The sequence below is a fragment of the Kocuria sp. KKT182 genome (genome assembly GCF_055635395.1).
The window spans coordinates 260,807-275,832 of the sequence record NZ_CM145757.1; the positions used below are offsets into that span (position 1 = coordinate 260,807).

General features: G+C 74.8%; 11 protein-coding genes. All 11 read left to right on the plus strand.

Going from position 1 to position 15,026, the window contains the following annotated elements:
- The first annotated feature begins 139 nt into the window (after positions 1-139).
- The 11 genes from rsmH to ACZ2G1_RS01195 all read left to right on the plus strand — a co-directional run bounded on the left by rsmH (position 140) and on the right by ACZ2G1_RS01195 (position 14,822).
- Positions 140-1,141: a 16S rRNA (cytosine(1402)-N(4))-methyltransferase RsmH gene (gene rsmH, locus ACZ2G1_RS01145; protein WP_470377349.1), complete on the plus strand. Its 1,002-nt coding sequence runs from the start codon at positions 140-142 to the stop codon at positions 1,139-1,141.
- Positions 1,138-1,854, plus strand: a complete 717-nt coding sequence (gene ftsL / locus ACZ2G1_RS01150) for a cell division protein FtsL (protein ID WP_470377350.1) — start codon at positions 1,138-1,140, stop codon at positions 1,852-1,854. Before rsmH ends, ftsL begins: the two co-directional genes overlap by 4 nt.
- A gap of 78 nt (positions 1,855-1,932) precedes the next feature.
- Positions 1,933-3,933, plus strand: coding sequence for a peptidoglycan D,D-transpeptidase FtsI family protein (locus ACZ2G1_RS01155; RefSeq protein ID WP_109243789.1), 2,001 nt, complete (start codon positions 1,933-1,935; stop codon positions 3,931-3,933).
- Between the two features lie 91 nt (positions 3,934-4,024).
- The gene (locus tag ACZ2G1_RS01160) at positions 4,025-5,674 is read left to right on the plus strand and encodes a UDP-N-acetylmuramoyl-L-alanyl-D-glutamate--2,6-diaminopimelate ligase (protein ID WP_426119067.1); all 1,650 of its coding nucleotides are present in this window, start codon (positions 4,025-4,027) and stop codon (positions 5,672-5,674) included.
- A complete protein-coding gene (locus ACZ2G1_RS01165; RefSeq protein WP_035924055.1) occupies positions 5,671-7,272 on the plus strand; it encodes a UDP-N-acetylmuramoyl-tripeptide--D-alanyl-D-alanine ligase in 1,602 nt (533 codons plus the stop codon). The genes ACZ2G1_RS01160 and ACZ2G1_RS01165 overlap by 4 nt, the downstream gene beginning before the upstream one ends.
- Positions 7,269-8,384 carry a phospho-N-acetylmuramoyl-pentapeptide-transferase gene (gene mraY, locus ACZ2G1_RS01170; RefSeq protein ID WP_017833689.1) on the plus strand — a complete coding sequence of 372 codons (1,116 nt, stop codon included), beginning with the start codon at positions 7,269-7,271 and terminating at the stop codon, positions 8,382-8,384. The genes ACZ2G1_RS01165 and mraY overlap by 4 nt, the downstream gene beginning before the upstream one ends.
- The gene (murD, locus tag ACZ2G1_RS01175; RefSeq protein ID WP_095651548.1) at positions 8,381-9,907 is read left to right on the plus strand and encodes a UDP-N-acetylmuramoyl-L-alanine--D-glutamate ligase; all 1,527 of its coding nucleotides are present in this window, start codon (positions 8,381-8,383) and stop codon (positions 9,905-9,907) included. Before mraY ends, murD begins: the two co-directional genes overlap by 4 nt.
- Positions 9,904-11,139: a putative lipid II flippase FtsW gene (gene ftsW, locus ACZ2G1_RS01180; protein ID WP_017833687.1), complete on the plus strand. Its 1,236-nt coding sequence runs from the start codon at positions 9,904-9,906 to the stop codon at positions 11,137-11,139. Before murD ends, ftsW begins: the two co-directional genes overlap by 4 nt.
- On the plus strand, positions 11,136-12,263 hold the full coding sequence (gene murG / locus ACZ2G1_RS01185; RefSeq protein ID WP_470377351.1) for an undecaprenyldiphospho-muramoylpentapeptide beta-N-acetylglucosaminyltransferase: 1,128 nt from the start codon (positions 11,136-11,138) through the stop codon (positions 12,261-12,263). The genes ftsW and murG overlap by 4 nt, the downstream gene beginning before the upstream one ends.
- Positions 12,253-13,656 carry a UDP-N-acetylmuramate--L-alanine ligase gene (murC, locus tag ACZ2G1_RS01190; RefSeq protein ID WP_017833685.1) on the plus strand — a complete coding sequence of 468 codons (1,404 nt, stop codon included), beginning with the start codon at positions 12,253-12,255 and terminating at the stop codon, positions 13,654-13,656. The genes murG and murC overlap by 11 nt, the downstream gene beginning before the upstream one ends.
- Positions 13,656-14,822 (plus strand): cell division protein FtsQ/DivIB, encoded by a 1,167-nt coding sequence (locus ACZ2G1_RS01195; protein ID WP_470377352.1) that lies wholly within the window; start codon positions 13,656-13,658, stop codon positions 14,820-14,822. Before murC ends, ACZ2G1_RS01195 begins: the two co-directional genes overlap by 1 nt.
- Positions 14,823-15,026: the final 204 nt, after the last annotated feature.

Below are 15,026 nucleotides of genomic sequence, written 5' to 3' on the forward strand. Positions count from 1 at the left end.
TTCCCCTGAGCCAGGCCGGATTCGAGGGACGGCCAGCGGATGGGGTTCTGATCCTGGAAGGCCCGCCGCCGCACCACGGCGTCGACCCGGCGCCGGCCACCGAAGACCGATCCACCGTCGACCGCCGAAGAGAGGGCCCATGGCGCAACGCCCAGCCGAGCAGCTCCACGTTCCCGTGCTGCTCGAACGGTGCCTGGACCTGATGGCTCCCGCGCTCGGCGAGGACGGCGCCGTGGCGGTGGACGCGACGATGGGCATGGGCGGTCACTCCGAGGCGCTGCTGCGGCGCTTCCCCGGCCTGCAGCTGGTGGCGATCGACCGGGACCCGCAGGCCCACGCACTGGCCGGCGCGCGGCTCGCCCCGTTCGGGGACCGGTTCCACCCCGTGCACACGACCTACGACCGGATCCCGGAGGCCCTCGGCCGGCACGGGTTCGACCACGCGGATGCGGTGCTCTTCGACCTCGGGGTCTCCTCGCTGCAGCTCGACGAGCGCGAGCGCGGCTTCGCCTACTCCTACGACGCGCCCCTGGACATGCGCATGGACTCCACCGCGCCCGTCACCGCCCAGGACGTGGTCAACGACTACAGCGAGGAGGACCTGCGCCGGATCCTGCGGGACTGGGGCGAGGAGCGCTTCGCCGGTCGGATCGCCCGCGCGATCGTGGCGCAGCGGGACAGGACCCCGCTGCGGACCACGGGCGAGCTCGTCGAGGTCGTCCGCGGGGCCGTGCCGCAGGGCGCCCAGCACCGCAAGGGGCACCCCGCGAAGCAGACCTTCCAGGCGCTGCGGATCGAGGTCAACGAGGAGCTCGACGTGCTGCGCCGGGCGATCCCCGCCGCACTGGACGCAGTGCCCGTGGGCGGGCGCGTGGTGGCCATGAGCTACCACTCCCTCGAGGACCGGATCGTCAAGCAGGCCTTCGCCCGCGGAGCCGCCTCGACGGCGCCGAAGGGCTTCCCCGTGGAGCTCGACCAGCACAAGCCCACCCTGCGGGTCCTGACCCGCGGGACGGAGACCCCCACCCCCCGGGAGATCGACGAGAACCCCCGTGCCGCCTCCGCGCGCCTGCGCGCGGTGGAGCGCATCCGAGAGCACGTCCCCCCCACAGCACAGAACGCGCAGAGGTACACGGCATGAGCGGAACCGGACTCCAGCGACGCCCCGTCCGCCCGACCTCCCAGCGCACGGGCATCGGCGCCTGGGCCGGGCGGCGCGGGCAGCGTCCGCCGGTGGAGGGCACCTCCGCCCGCCAGCTGAGCGACCCGGCGCCGCCCGCCGAGGAGCGGGCCGGGTCGACCCGGGCCCCGCTGTCCGTGGTCCCGGGCCGGGCACGCCGGCAGCGGTTCTCCACCGTGGTGCTCAGCCTGGTGGCGCTCGTGGTGGCGCTGGCCTCGATCCTGGTGCTGAACATCCAGATCTCCGAGGGCCAGTACCGGCTCGTGGAGCTGCGCGCCCAGGAGCAGGCCCTCAGCCAGCAGAACGAGGCGCTCACCCAGGACCTCGAGTTCTACAACGCCCCGCAGAACCTTGCGGTGATGGCGACGGACCTCGGCATGGTCCCCGCGCAGGACTCGGGCACGGTCGACGTCACGAACGGGACCGTCGAGGGCGACCCCATGCCCGCGCAGCCCCAGGAGAACCACGAGATCCTGGTCGACCACGCCCACCAGACCGGCTCCGAGGCCGCGGACCGTGCCGCCCAGCGCGCCGAGGACCGCGAGCGGGAGAAGGCGGCGCAGGAGCGGGAGGACGCCGAGCGCAGCGCCCGCGAGGACGCCGCGCCGGCCGGCGCCGCGGACGCGGAGGGCGGCTCCCTCGCGGCCCCGCCGCAGCGCACGCCCGGGGAGTGACCGGGCCACCGGCCCCCGCCCCCGCCGGCAGCAGCCCCCCGGACATCTCCCAGTCGCAACCAGGAACGAGGCAGACACGTGGCACGCGCACGCTCGACGTCCGACGCCCCCCGCGCCCGCGGCATCGGACGCAGCCACATCGGAGTGGTCCTCGTGCTCGGCCTGCTCGTGGTCCTCGGGATCCGGCTCGTGTGGGTGCAGGGCTTCGACGTCGCCGGCCGGGCCGAGGCCGCCGCCGGCGAGCGGTCCCGAACGGAGGTGGTGCCCGCGCTGCGCGGTGAGATCCGCGACACCCACGGCAACGTCCTGGCCCGCACGCTCCAGCGCTACGACGTCACGGTCGACCAGTCCCTGGTGCGCGAGTTCGAGCGTCCCCTGGCCGACGGCACCACCGAGACCGTGACCCCCACGCAGGCGGTGTACCAGCTCGCCGACGCCCTCGAGCTCGAGGACACCGAGGTCAAGGACGCCCTCGACGGCGACAAGCAGTTCGAGTACGTGGCCCGCGGGGTCACGCCCGAGCAGTGGAACACCGTGCGCGAGCTCGGCCTGCCCTACGTGTACGGGCAGCCGTCCTCCGACCGCATCTACCCCAACGGCCCGGTGGGCGGCAGCGTGGTCGGCTTCATGGGCGGGGACGACGAGGCGCTCGGCGGGATCGAGCAGACCCAGGACGAGCTGCTGCGCGGCACCGACGGGAGCCGGACCTTCGAGATCAGCGCCGACGGCGTGCGGATCCCGGTGGCGCCCCAGGAGGAGAGCCCGGTGGAGGACGGCTCCTCGGTGCAGCTGTCGATCGACAGCGACGTCCAGTTCTTCGCCCAGCAGGCCGTCACCGAGCGCGCCGAGGAGCTGGACGCCGAGTGGGGCACGGCCGTGGTCATGCGGATCGAGGACGGTGCGGTGCTCGCGCTGGCCGACTCCTCGACCGTGGACCCCAACGACATCGGCTCCGCCGAGGCGGAGGACCTGGGGGCGCGGGCCGTCACCCAGGCCGTGGAACCCGGCTCCACCCAGAAGATCCTCACCGCGGCGGCCGCCGTGGAGGAGGGCGTGGCCACGCCCCGCACGGAGATCACTGTGCCCCCGTTCCTGGAGATCGACGGGCAGAAGATCACCGACGCCTTCGACCACGGCGAGCAGCGGCGCACGTTCACCGGGATCATCGCCGACTCGATGAACACCGGCACCGTCCTGGTCGGCGGCAAGCTCGCCCCGGAGCAGCGCCACGAGTGGATGCAGCGCTTCGGCGTCGGCGAGACCACGGGCATCGAGCTGCCCGGTGAGTCGCCCGGCATCCTCACGAGCGCGGACCAGTGGGACGTGCGCCAGCAGTACACCGTGCTCTTCGGCCAGGGCGTCGCCCAGACCCCGCTGCGCACGGCGACGATCTTCCAGGCCATCGGCAACGGCGGGGTCCAGGTGGAGCCCCGGGTCGTCGAGTCCGTCGTCGCCCCCGACGGCACCAGCACCCCGGTCGAGCGGCCCGAGGGCGAGCGGGTCGTCTCCGAGGAGACGGCCGAGCAGGTGCTCGACATGATGGAGGTCACCGTCACCCAGGGCGGCGCCAAGGAGGCCGCCGTGGAGGGCTACCGGGTGGGCGGCAAGACCGGCACCGCCGAGGCCCCCAGCCCGGAGGGCGGCTACGACGGGTACACCACCTCCTTCGTGGGCGTCGCCCCCGTCGAGGACCCCCAGTACCTCGTGGCGGTCACGCTCCAGCGCCCCCAGGGTGACGTCCGCGCGATCGGCACCACCCCCACCTTCAGCAAGATCATGGGCCAGGTGCTGCGCCACTACGACGTCCCGCCCTCCACCACCGAGCCCGTGCGGATCCCGCTGCGCACGGACGATCCGGAGGAGGACGAGAGCGAGCAGACGGCGCCGGTGGACACCCCGCCGGGCGTCGAGGCACCCGAGGACGGCAGCACCGGGGCGGACGCCCCGGCCGACGCCGAGGAGGGGCCCGCCGCCGGCACCGAGGCCGGTTCAGGGGCCGACGCCGCGGCCGGGACCGGGGCCGCCGGGACCGGCGGGACCGCCCCGGAGGCGTCCCGGCGGGCCGACGAGGGCGACTAGACTTCCATATCGCCGTGCCCGGCCACCCCCCGGGCCCGCCCCCCGCTCCCGGCGGACCACCCACCCGCCGCCCAGACCACGAAGGACGTTGATGGACGCGACAGCCCAGCAGGGACACGACGCGCAGACGATGCGCCCCGCCCGCCCCCGGCCGCTGAGCCTCGCGGAGACCGCCCGGCTCGCGGGCGGGACGGCGCCGTCCCGCGCGGTGGAGGTCACCGGCATCGCCCTGGACTCCCGGGAGCTGCGCCCCGGGGACCTCTATGCGGCGCTGCCCGGCGCCCGCACCCACGGCGCCCGCTTCGGCGCGGCCGCCCAGCGCTCCGGCGCCGCCGCGGTGCTCACCGACGCCGAGGGCGCCGCGATCCTCCGGGACGCCGGCATCGGGCTGCCCGTGGTCGAGGCCCCGGACCCCCGCCGGTCCGTGGGGGCGATCGCCGCACGCGTCTACGGCTCCCGGCCGGAGGACGGGACCGCCCCGGCCCTGTTCGCGGTGACCGGCACGAACGGCAAGACGACCACGACCTACTTCACCAACTCGGTGCTCCGCGCCCTGGGCCGGCGCACGGGCCTGATCGGGACCATCGAGATCCTCGCCGGCGACGAGTCGATCCCCTCCCGGCTCACCACCCCGGAGGCCCCGCACGTGCACGCGCTGCTGGCGCTCATGCGCGAGCGCGGCATCACGGCGGCGTCCATGGAGGTCTCCTCCCACGCCCTGCAGTTCCACCGGGTGGACGGCGTCCGCTTCGACGTCGCCGGGTTCACCAACCTGACCCAGGACCACCTCGACCTGCACGGGTCGATGGACGAGTACTTCGCGGTCAAGGCCCAGCTGCTCACCCCGGAGCGGACCCGCCGGGCCGTCGTCGTGGTCCAGGACGAGGACGACGTCTGGGGCCTGAAGATGGCCGAGCACGCGCGGGAGCGGCTCGGCCCGGACCTCGTCGACACGATCGCCCTGCGCGGCGGCGTGCCGGGGGACCGGGACGCCGGACCGGGCCGGCACGGCGCGGACTGGACGCTGACCAGCCTGACCCGCCGCGGGATCGGGCACTCCTTCGCGCTGCGGCACCGGGACGGCCGCACGCTGCGCGTGTCCACGGGCCTGCCGGGCGACTTCAACGTGGCCAACGCCGCGCTCGCCGTGGTCATGGTCGTGGCCTCCGGGGTCGACGTCGCCGACGTGCAGCGCGTCCTCGACGAGGCGGACCCCCTCACCACGGATGTGCCCGGGCGGATGCAGCTCATCGGCACGCAGCCCACCGCCGTCGTCGATTTCGCGCACAACCCGGACGCCCTGCGCCGCGCGCTCGCCGCCGTCGAACCGCCGGACGAGGAGGGCCGCGTGATCGTGGTCTTCGGCGCCACGGGGGAGCGGGACCGCTCCAAGCGCCCGGTCATGGGGGAGATCGCCGCCCGCCACGCGGACGTGGTGATCATCACGGACGACGACCCGCACGACGAGGACGCCGGCGCGATCCGCGCCGAGGTCGCGGCCGGGGCGTTCGCGGCCCGCGACGCCGGCGCCCGGGCCCAGGAGGTGCTCGTGCTCGAGCCCCGCACCGTGGCCATCCGCGCCGCGGTGGCCATGGCGGGGCGCACCGACTCCGTGCTCGTGGCCGGCCGCGGGCACGAGACGGTCCAGGAGATCCGGGGCGTGGACCACCCGCTGGACGACAGGGAAGAGCTGCGGGCCGCGCTGGCCGACGGGCAGCAGGACCGTTGGGAGAACCGATGATCGACCTCACCGCCGCACAGCTCGCGCAGATCACCGGCGGGCGCGCCGTCGGCGCCGCCGCCGCGGCGCCCGTCGTCCGCCACGTCGCGACCGACTCCCGCGAGGCGCGTCCCGGCACGCTGTTCGTCGCCAAACCGGGGGAGGTCACCGACGGCCACGAGTACGTGGGCGCGGCCTTCGCCGCCGGCGCCGTCCTCGCCCTCGTCGAGCACGAGGTCTCCGACGCCGCGGGGGTCACCTACCCGGGCGTGCTGGTCCCCGACGTGGTGGAGGCGATGGGCCGGCTGGCCGCCTGGGTCGTGGCCCAGCTGCGCGCCGACCACGAGGTGAAGGTCATCGCCGTCACCGGATCCGTCGGCAAGACGACCACCAAGGACCTCCTGCGGGGCATCTTCGCCGCGGAGGGTCCCACGGTCGCGCCCCGCGGTTCGTACAACGGGGAGGTCGGCGTGCCGCTGACCGTCTTCGAGGCCGAGCCGGACACCCGGTTCCTCATCATCGAGATGGGCGCCACCCGGATCGGCAACATCGACTACCTGTGCCGGATGGTCCGCCCCGACATCGGGGTGGTGCTGTGCGTGGGCTCCGCCCACGCCGGCGAGTTCGGCGGGGTCGCCAACATCGCCCGCGCCAAGGGCGAGCTCGTCGAGTCCCTGCGGGCCGACGGCGTGGCGGTCCTCAACGACGACGACCCCCTGGTCCGCCAGATGCACCGTCGCACCGCCGCGCCCGTGCTGTTCTTCGGGGAGTCCCCGGCGAACGCGCTGCCCGACGTCCCGGCCGCCCGGGTGCACGCCTCCGAGATCCGCCTCGGGCCCGGCGGCAGCCCGGAGTTCCTCCTGCACCTCCCGGACGGCTCCGCGCACCGGATCGTCTCCCGGCTCATCGGGGAGCACCACGTCTCCAACCTGCTCGCGGCCGCCTCCGCGGCCTTCGTGGCCGGGGTCGCCCCGGAGCGGATCGCGGCCTCGCTCAACGCCCAGGGCGCCGCGAGCCGGTGGCGGATGGAGCGCACCGAGCGGGCCGACGGCGTCACGGTGGTCAACGACGCCTACAACGCCAACCCGCAGTCGATGCGCGCCGCGCTGCAGACCCTGGCCCAGCTGGGCCGCGGCTCCGCCGGGTCCGCGCCCCGCCGCACCTGGGCGGTGCTCGGGGGCATGCTCGAGCTCGGCGACAGCACGATCGAGGAGCACGACGCCCTGGGCCGCATGGTGGTCCGGCTCAACATCTCCAAGCTGATCGCCGTGGGCGACCTCGCCCGCCCGGTCTACGACGCCGCCCAGCTCGAGGGCTCGTGGGGCAACGAGGCCACCTGGGCGGCGACCGCGGAGGACGCCGAGGAGATCCTGCGCCAGGAGCTCGCTCCCGGTGACATCGTGCTCTTCAAGTCCTCCAACGCCGCCGGTCTCCGGGTGCTGGGGGACCGGGTCGCGGCCGACGCCGGGGACGGCGCCGGCGGGCCCGCCCCGGGCAACGACGCCCCGGCGCGCGGCGACCACTGGCGCTCGGCCGGTCCCTTCGTCAACGCCTCCCTCGACCCGAGCGGGAGGCCCACCACCCCGGGCCCCTCCGCGGACGGGAACGAGCCGGCATGATCCAGATCCTCATGGCGGCCTGCTTCGCCCTGGTCCTGTCCCTCTTCGGCACCCCGGCCTTCATCAAGTTCCTCGCCCGGCGCGGCTACGGCCAGTTCATCCGGGACGACGGGCCCACCAGCCACCACACGAAGCGCGGGACGCCCACCATGGGCGGCGTGGCGATCCTCGGCTCCGTGGTGGTCGCCTACGCGCTCACGCACCTGATCTCCGGGGTGCTGTGGCCCTCCTACGGGGGCGTCACCCTCTCCGGGCTCTCCGCGCTGCTGCTGATGCTCGGCATGGGCTTCGTCGGGTTCATCGACGACTACAAGAAGATCGCCAAGAAGCAGAACCTCGGGCTCAGCCCCGTGGGCAAGATCGTCCTGCAGGGCCTCATCGGCACCGCCTTCGCCCTGCTCGTGCTGCTCGTGCCCGGTCCGCAGGGCACGACCCCCGCGTCCTCGGCGATCTCCATCACCCGGGACACCGCTCTCGACCTCGCCTTCGCCGGCACCGCGGTCGGGGCCGTCCTCTTCGTGATCTGGGTGAACCTGATCGCCACCGCCACGACCAACGCCGTGAACCTCACCGACGGCCTCGACGGCCTCGCCACCGGGGCGTCCATCCTCGTGTTCAGCGGCTACCTGCTGATCGCCATGTGGCAGAACACCCACCTGTGCGGAGCCGTGGCCGAGGGGGTCTGCTACGAGGTCCGCGACGCCGCCGACCTCGCCCTCACCGCCGCCGCGCTGGTCGGGGCCCTGGTGGGCTTCCTGTGGTGGAACACCTCCCCGGCGAAGATCTTCATGGGCGACACGGGATCGCTGGGCCTCGGCGGCGCGCTCGCCGCGTTCGCGGTGCTCACCCGCACCGAGCTGCTGCTGGTGCTCATCGCCGGGCTGTTCGTGATCATCACGGTCTCCGTCATCCTGCAGGTCGGCTACTTCAAGCTCTCCGGCGGCAAGCGCATCTTCAAGATGGCGCCGCTGCAGCACCACTTCGAGCTCAAGGGCTGGAACGAGGTGACCATCGTGGTCCGCTTCTGGATCATCGCCGGGCTGTTCGTCGCGGCCGCGCTCGGCGTCTTCTACGGCGACTGGCTGCTCTCCCACGGAGGAATGATCCAATGATCCACGCGAGCAACGACAACCCCGTCCTGGACCGGCCGCGCCTGGCCGGGCTCACCACGTGGGACGCCGACTGGGCCGGGCTGCGCGTGGTCGTCGCCGGCATCGGCCTGTCGGGTTTCGCCGCCGCGGACACCCTGATCGAGCTCGGCGCCCGCGTCGTCGTCGTCGACGGGGCGGACACCCCGGAGAACCGGGCGAAGGCCGACACCCTGCGGATCGTGGGCGCCGTCGACGTCCTGCTGGGGGAGGCCGCCCAGGGGGCCGTGCCCGACGTCGAGGGCGAGCGCCCCGACCTGGTCGTCACGTCCCCGGGGCTGCGGCCCGACCACCCCCTGCTCGCCGCCGCGGCCGCCGAGGGCGTCCAGATCTGGGGCGACGTGGAGCTCGCCTGGCGGGTGCGCGAGCGCGCCGGGCGCAGGACCGCCGAGTGGGTGTGCATCACCGGGACCAACGGCAAGACCACCACGGTCGGGATGACCGCGTCGATGCTGCAGGCCGCCGGGCTCACCGCGGCCGCCGTCGGCAACGTGGGCACCCCCATCCTGGACGCGCTGCGCGAGCCGGTCGAGCACGACGTCCTCGCCGTGGAGCTCTCCAGCTTCCAGCTGCACTGGACGTCCTCGATGTCGCCGCTGGCGTCCGTGGTGCTCAACGTGGCCGAGGACCACGTGGACTGGCACGGCGGCTACGAGAACTACGTGGCGGACAAGTCCCGCATCTACGAGCACACCCGGGTGGCGTGCGTCTACAACGCCCAGCAGGCCGAGACCGTGCGCATGGTCGAGGAGGCCGACGTCGAGGAGGGCTGCCGCGCCGTGGGCTTCACCCTCGAGACCCCGGACGTCAGCATGCTCGGCGTCGTGGAGGACCTGCTCGTGGACCGCGCCTTCCTCGACGACCGCCGGGGCTCCGCCCTCGAGCTCGCCTCCATCACCGACACCGGCCCCCTCCCCACGCCCCACGGCGTGGCCAACGCGCTGGCCGCCGCGGCGCTGGCCCGGGCGGCCGGCGCCCCGCCGGAGGCCGTGCGGGAGGGGCTGCGCGCCTGGGAGCCCGGCGACCACCGCATCCAGGCCGTCGCCACGACCCACGGCGTGCTGTGGATCAACGACTCCAAGGCCACCAACCCGCACGCGGCCGACGCCGCCCTGGCCGCGTTCGACTCCGTGGTGTGGATCGCCGGCGGCCTGTCCAAGGGCGTCTCCTACGATCGGCTCGTCGCCCGGCACGCCGGCCGGCTGCGCACCGTGGTGCTCATCGGCACGGACAACGACTCGCTGCTGGCCGCGCTCGCCGCGCACGCCCCCGAGGTCCCCGTCCTGCGGACCGCCGAACGTCCCGGCCCCGCGGCGGGCGACGCCGTGATGGGCGAGGCGGTGCGGCTCGCCCACGAGGTCGCCCGGAAGGGCGACACGGTGCTGATGGCCCCGGCGTCCGCCTCGATGGACCAGTTCAGCTCCTACGCCCACCGCGGTGACGCGTTCGTCCGGGAGGTCGCGGACCTCGTGGGACGGCTCTCGTGACGCAGCTGCAGGACCGGGCGGGGCTCGCGGAGACGGCCCGCGGCTCCCTGGGCGGGGCGCGCCGCTTCTGGCGTGCCCTCGTGGACGGCCCCCTCATCCACTCCTACTACGCGCTGGCCGGCTCCGTGCTGCTGCTCACGGCCATCGGCATCATGATGGTCCTCTCCGCCTCGGCGGTCGAGTCGATCTCGGCGCAGGAGTCCGCGTACTCGTACTTCGTCAAGCAGGCCACCTTCGGGGGGATCGGCGTGGTCCTGATGTTCGCGCTGTCCTTCGTGCCCACCGCCTGGTACCGCCGGGGCGCCACCGGACTGCTGGTCCTCGCCGTGCTGCTGCTCATGCTCGTCTTCACCCCGCTCGGACAGGAGATCAACGGCAACCGGAACTGGATCGTGGTGGGCGGGCAGACCTTCCAGCCCTCCGAGGCCGCCAAGCTCGCCGTGGCGATCTGGCTGGCCATGGTCCTGGCCCGGCAGGGCGACGCCGTGCGCGACTGGCGCCAGGCCCTGTGGCCGTCCGGGCTGGGCATCGGGATCCCCGCCGCGATGATCGTGCTGGGCGACGACGTCGGCACGGCCCTCGTCTTCGTGCTGATCTACGGGGCCGCCCTGTTCTTCGCCGGGGCGCCGCTGCGGCTGTTCGCGATCGCGGCCGCCGGGGCCGCGCTGGTCGGCACGCTGGCCGTGGTCACCGCGCCCCACCGCGTGGACCGGATCACCGGCTGGTTGTTCGGCGAGTGCGGCGCCACCGACGCCTGCTACCAGTCCCAGCAGGGGCTCAACGCCCTCGCCTCGGGCGGCTGGTGGGGCGTGGGGCTGGGCCAGTCCCGGCTCAAGTACAACTACGTCCCCGAGGCGCACAACGACTACATCTTCTCGATCATCGGCGAGGAGCTGGGCCTGCTGGGCACGGTGCTGATCCTCGCCCTCTTCGCGGTCATGGCCCTGGCGATGGCCCGGGTCATCCTGCGCGCCCGCAGCGGCTTCGTCCGGATCGCCACCGCCTGCATCGTGACCTGGCTGGTCGGCCAGGCGTTCATCAACATCGGCATGGTCACGGGGGTGCTGCCCGTGATCGGCGTCCCCCTCCCGTTCATCAGCTACGGTGGGTCGTCGCTGCTGATGAGCCTCGCGGCCGTCGGCGTCGTGATGTCCTTCACCCGGCTGCCGCGCCGGATCCAGGTCCCCACCCGCACCCCCCGCCCCCGCACCCCGAACGAGGATCGCGCATGACACCGTCCGAACCCACCACCGGAGGCGCCGCGCCGTCGGTCCTGCTGGCCGGCGGGGGCACCGCCGGGCACGTCAGCCCCCTCCTGGCCGTGGCGGCCGCGCTGCGGGAGCAGGCCCCGGCGGCCCGCCTCACGGCGGTGGGCACCGCGTCCGGGATGGAGACCCGGCTCGTCCCGCAGGCCGGGCTCGAGCTCGAGCTCGTCGACCGGGTCCCGCTGCCCCGCCGGCCCTCCGTGGACCTCGTCCGGCTGCCCGGACGGCTCCTCGGCGCCGTGCGGCAGGCCGGGGAGATCCTCGACCGCGTCCGGCCGGACGTGGTGCTGGGCGTCGGGGGCTACGTCTGCACCCCCGTCTACCTCGCCGCCGCCCGGCGCGGGCTGCCCATCGTGGTGCACGAGGCCAACGCCCGCCCCGGTCTGGCCAACCGGGTCGGCGCGCGCTGGGCCAGGACCGTGGCCGCCGCGTTCCCCGGCACCCCGCTGCGCGGAGCCGTCACCGTCGGCATGCCCATGCGCCGGGAGATCTCCCACCTGGACCGGGAGGCGCTGCGCGCCGAGGCCCGCCGGTCCTTCGGGCTCGACCCCGACCTGCCCACCGTCGTGGTCACCGGCGGCTCCTCGGGCGCCCTCGCCATGAACCGCACCGTGGCCGGCGTCGTCGAGGAGGTCGCCGCGCGCGGCTACCAGCTCCTCCACGTCACCGGCCGGGGCAAGCAGCTCACCCGGGACGACGGCGCGCCGCTGAGCGCCCCCGGCTACGTGCAGGTCGAGTACGTGGACGGCATGGAGCGCGTCTACGCCGCCGCGGACCTGCTCGTGGCCCGCGCCGGCGCCGCGACCGTCTCGGAGGTCGCCGCCGTCGGCCTGCCCGCCGTGTTCGTCCCGCTGCCCGTCGGCAACGGCGAACAGGCGCTCAACGCCGCCTCCCTGGTGGCGGCCGGCGCGGCGCAGCTCGTCGCCGACGACGCGTTCACCCCCGACTGGTACCGCCGGAACGTGCACCCCCTGCTGGCCGACCCCGGCCGCCTCGCCGCGATGGCCGCCGCGAGCCGCGCCCACGGCGTGCGCGACGCCGACACCGTGCTGGCACGGATGATCCTCGAGGAGGTCCCCGTTGAGCGCTGAGCACGAGACCGACCCCGCGCTGCTGGGCCGGGTCCACTTCATCGGGATGGGCGGCGCGGGGATGTCCGCCGTCGCCAAGCTGATGCTCGCCCGCGGGGTCCCGGTCAGCGGCTCCGACCGCCAGGACTCCCCGGCGCTGCGCCAGCTCCAGGACCTGGGCGCCACCGTGCACGTGGGCCAGCGCGCCGAGCACGTGGACGGGGCGCAGACCGTGGTCGTGTCCACCGCGATCCCGCCCGAGGACCCCGAGTACTCCGCCGCCCGGGCCGCGGGGCTGCGCGTGCTGCACCGCTCCGAGGCCCTCGCGGCCGCGATGCACGGCCGCGCGGTCGTGGCGGTGGCCGGCACGCACGGCAAGACGACCACGAGCGCCATGGCCGCGCTCGCGCTGCACACTGCCGGGCTGGAGCCCTCCTGGGCCATCGGCGCGCACGTGGCCGACCTCGGCTCCAACGCGGCCCTCGGCACGGGTCCGTGGTTCGTGGCCGAGGCCGACGAGTCGGACGGCTCCTTCCTCGCGTACGGTCCGCGGATCGCCGTGGTCACGAACATCGAGCCCGACCACCTCGACTACTACGCCTCCCGCGAGGCCTTCTACCGGGCCTTCGACGAGTTCGCCGCGACCCTGCCCGCGGACGGGCTGCTCGTGGCCTGCCAGGACGACCCCGGCTCCCGGGCGCTCGCGGAGCGCCACCGGTCCGCCGGCGGACGGGTGGTCAGCTACGGCACGGACCCGGGCTCCGACGTCCGGGTGCTCCCCGGGGAGGCCGACGGGCTGCGCACCACCAGCACCCTGCTCCTGGGCGAGGGCGCCGACCGCCGGGAGGAGCGGCTCGAGCTCGTGGTGCCGGGCCGGCACAACGTCCTCAACGCGACCGCCGCCTTCTGCGTGGCCGTCGAGGCCGGCGTCCCGCCCGCGGATGCGGTGCGCGGGCTGGCCGGCTTCCACGGCTCCGCCCGGCGCTTCGACCTGCGGGGCGAGGTGGACGGGGTCCGGGTCTTCGACGACTACGCCCACCACCCGACCGAGGTGGTCGCGGCGCTCACGGCCGCGCGGGAGGTCGCGTCCGGGCACCGGGTGATCGCGATCTTCCAGCCGCACCTGTTCTCCCGCACGCGCGAGTTCGCGGCCGAGTTCGCCGACGCCCTGGCGCTGGCCGACGAGGCCCTCGTCATCGACATCTTCGCCGCGCGGGAGCAGCCCGTCGACGGCCTCACGAGCCGGATCGTCACCGACCGCGCCCCCGCCCACGTCCGCTACGTGCCGGACGGCGCCGACGCGGTCGCAGAGGCCGCGGCGGCCGCACGCCCCGGGGACCTGGTGCTCACGGTGGGCGCCGGGGACGTCACCGCCCTCGGGCCCCGGCTCGTGGACCGCCTCGGGGCCCGCTGATGAGCCGGCACGGCCGCCCGCACCAGCCCCGCTTCGGGGACCCGGCCGGGGACTCCGCCGGGGACTCCGGCGTTCCCGGGCCCGCCGGCGGGCCCGTGCCGGAGACCACCGCGGGCCCCGCGCCCGAGCGGGGCGCCGCCCCCGAGCGCGACCCCGGATCGCCGGCCGGCCCCGGGGGCCCGCCGCGGTCCGGGAGCACCGCCTCCGGCGCGGCCGCGCCGGAGGGCGGGCGCGTGCGCGTGCGCGTGAACGACGGGACCAAGGTCACGCCCCTGGCCGACGAGGACGACCTCGAGGAGGTCCCGGCCGCCGGCGGGCGCTTCAGCGCCTGGCGGCGGCACCGGCAGGAGCGCGCCGCCACCCGCACGCTCACCGCCTCCCGGCTCCCCCCGGTGGAGGAGCCCCCGCGGGCCGGTTCCACGGCCGTGGGGGCCACAGCCGTGGGAGCCACGGTGGTGGCCTTTCCCGCCTCACCGGGGGCGCGGCGCCGGCGCCGGCGGATCGGCGCGGTCCTCGGCGTGCTCGCCGCCCTCGCCGTGCTCGCCGGCGTCCTGTTCCTCTCCCCGGCGCTGGCCGTGCGGGACATCACGGTGCGCGGCGCGGAGCTGACGGACCCGGCCCGCGTCGAGTCCGCGCTCGACGCCTACCGGGGCGTCCCACTGACGCGGATCTCCAAGGACGAGGTGCGGGAGCGGGTGGGGCGGATCCCGCAGGTCCGCTCCATCGAGGTCCTGCTCGAGCCCCCGCACCACCTCGTGGTCGCGCTGCGCGAGCGCGTGCCCGTGGCCGCGATCGAGGACGACGGAAAGTTCGTGGTCGTCGACTCGGAGGGGGTGGAGCTGATGACCGCCGGCTCCGCGGAGGAGGCGGGCGTCCCCGTCGTCACGGGCGGGCGCGACGTGCTCGAGGGCGAACGGTTCGAGGCCATCGCGGACGTGCTGGCCGCCCTCCCGGAGTCCGTCCTCGCCCAGCTGCGCACCGCCTCGGCCGAGTCGCTGTCCTCGGTGGAGCTGGCCTTCACCGACGGCCGCACGGTCGTCTGGGGCACCGCCGAGGACAGCGAGCTCAAGTCGCAGGTCCTCCGGGAGCTCGTCGAGGCGCGCGGCGCCGGCAGCGGCGTCGAGACCTACGACGTGTCGAGCCCGACGCGCCCCGTGGTGCGCTGAGGGACGACATCGGACCTCACGTTCCACCAGAGGTCGAGAGTGCGGCCGAAACGCAGCACGACCTGCGGTTTTGGCGAAAAGTGTCGAAAGCGGTATGGCTTGTCGTGCAGGTGGTCCCCGTCGTTGTTAGGCTTGACCCCGACATCGAACCCGCCGGGGGAGCAGCTGACGGCATGAGATTCGACCTTCGATAGAAGGTTGAGA

Coding starts and splice junctions, on each gene's coding strand:
- ACZ2G1_RS01160 (WP_426119067.1), top strand. CDS start 4,025: ATGGACGCGACAGCCCAGCAGGGACACGACGCGCAGACGATGCGCCCC.
- ACZ2G1_RS01195 (WP_470377352.1), top strand. CDS start 13,656: ATGAGCCGGCACGGCCGCCCGCACCAGCCCCGCTTCGGGGACCCGGCC.
- rsmH (WP_470377349.1), top strand. CDS start 140: ATGGCGCAACGCCCAGCCGAGCAGCTCCACGTTCCCGTGCTGCTCGAA.
- mraY (WP_017833689.1), top strand. CDS start 7,269: ATGATCCAGATCCTCATGGCGGCCTGCTTCGCCCTGGTCCTGTCCCTC.
- murD (WP_095651548.1), top strand. CDS start 8,381: ATGATCCACGCGAGCAACGACAACCCCGTCCTGGACCGGCCGCGCCTG.
- ACZ2G1_RS01165 (WP_035924055.1), top strand. CDS start 5,671: ATGATCGACCTCACCGCCGCACAGCTCGCGCAGATCACCGGCGGGCGC.
- murG (WP_470377351.1), top strand. CDS start 11,136: ATGACACCGTCCGAACCCACCACCGGAGGCGCCGCGCCGTCGGTCCTG.
- ftsL (WP_470377350.1), top strand. CDS start 1,138: ATGAGCGGAACCGGACTCCAGCGACGCCCCGTCCGCCCGACCTCCCAG.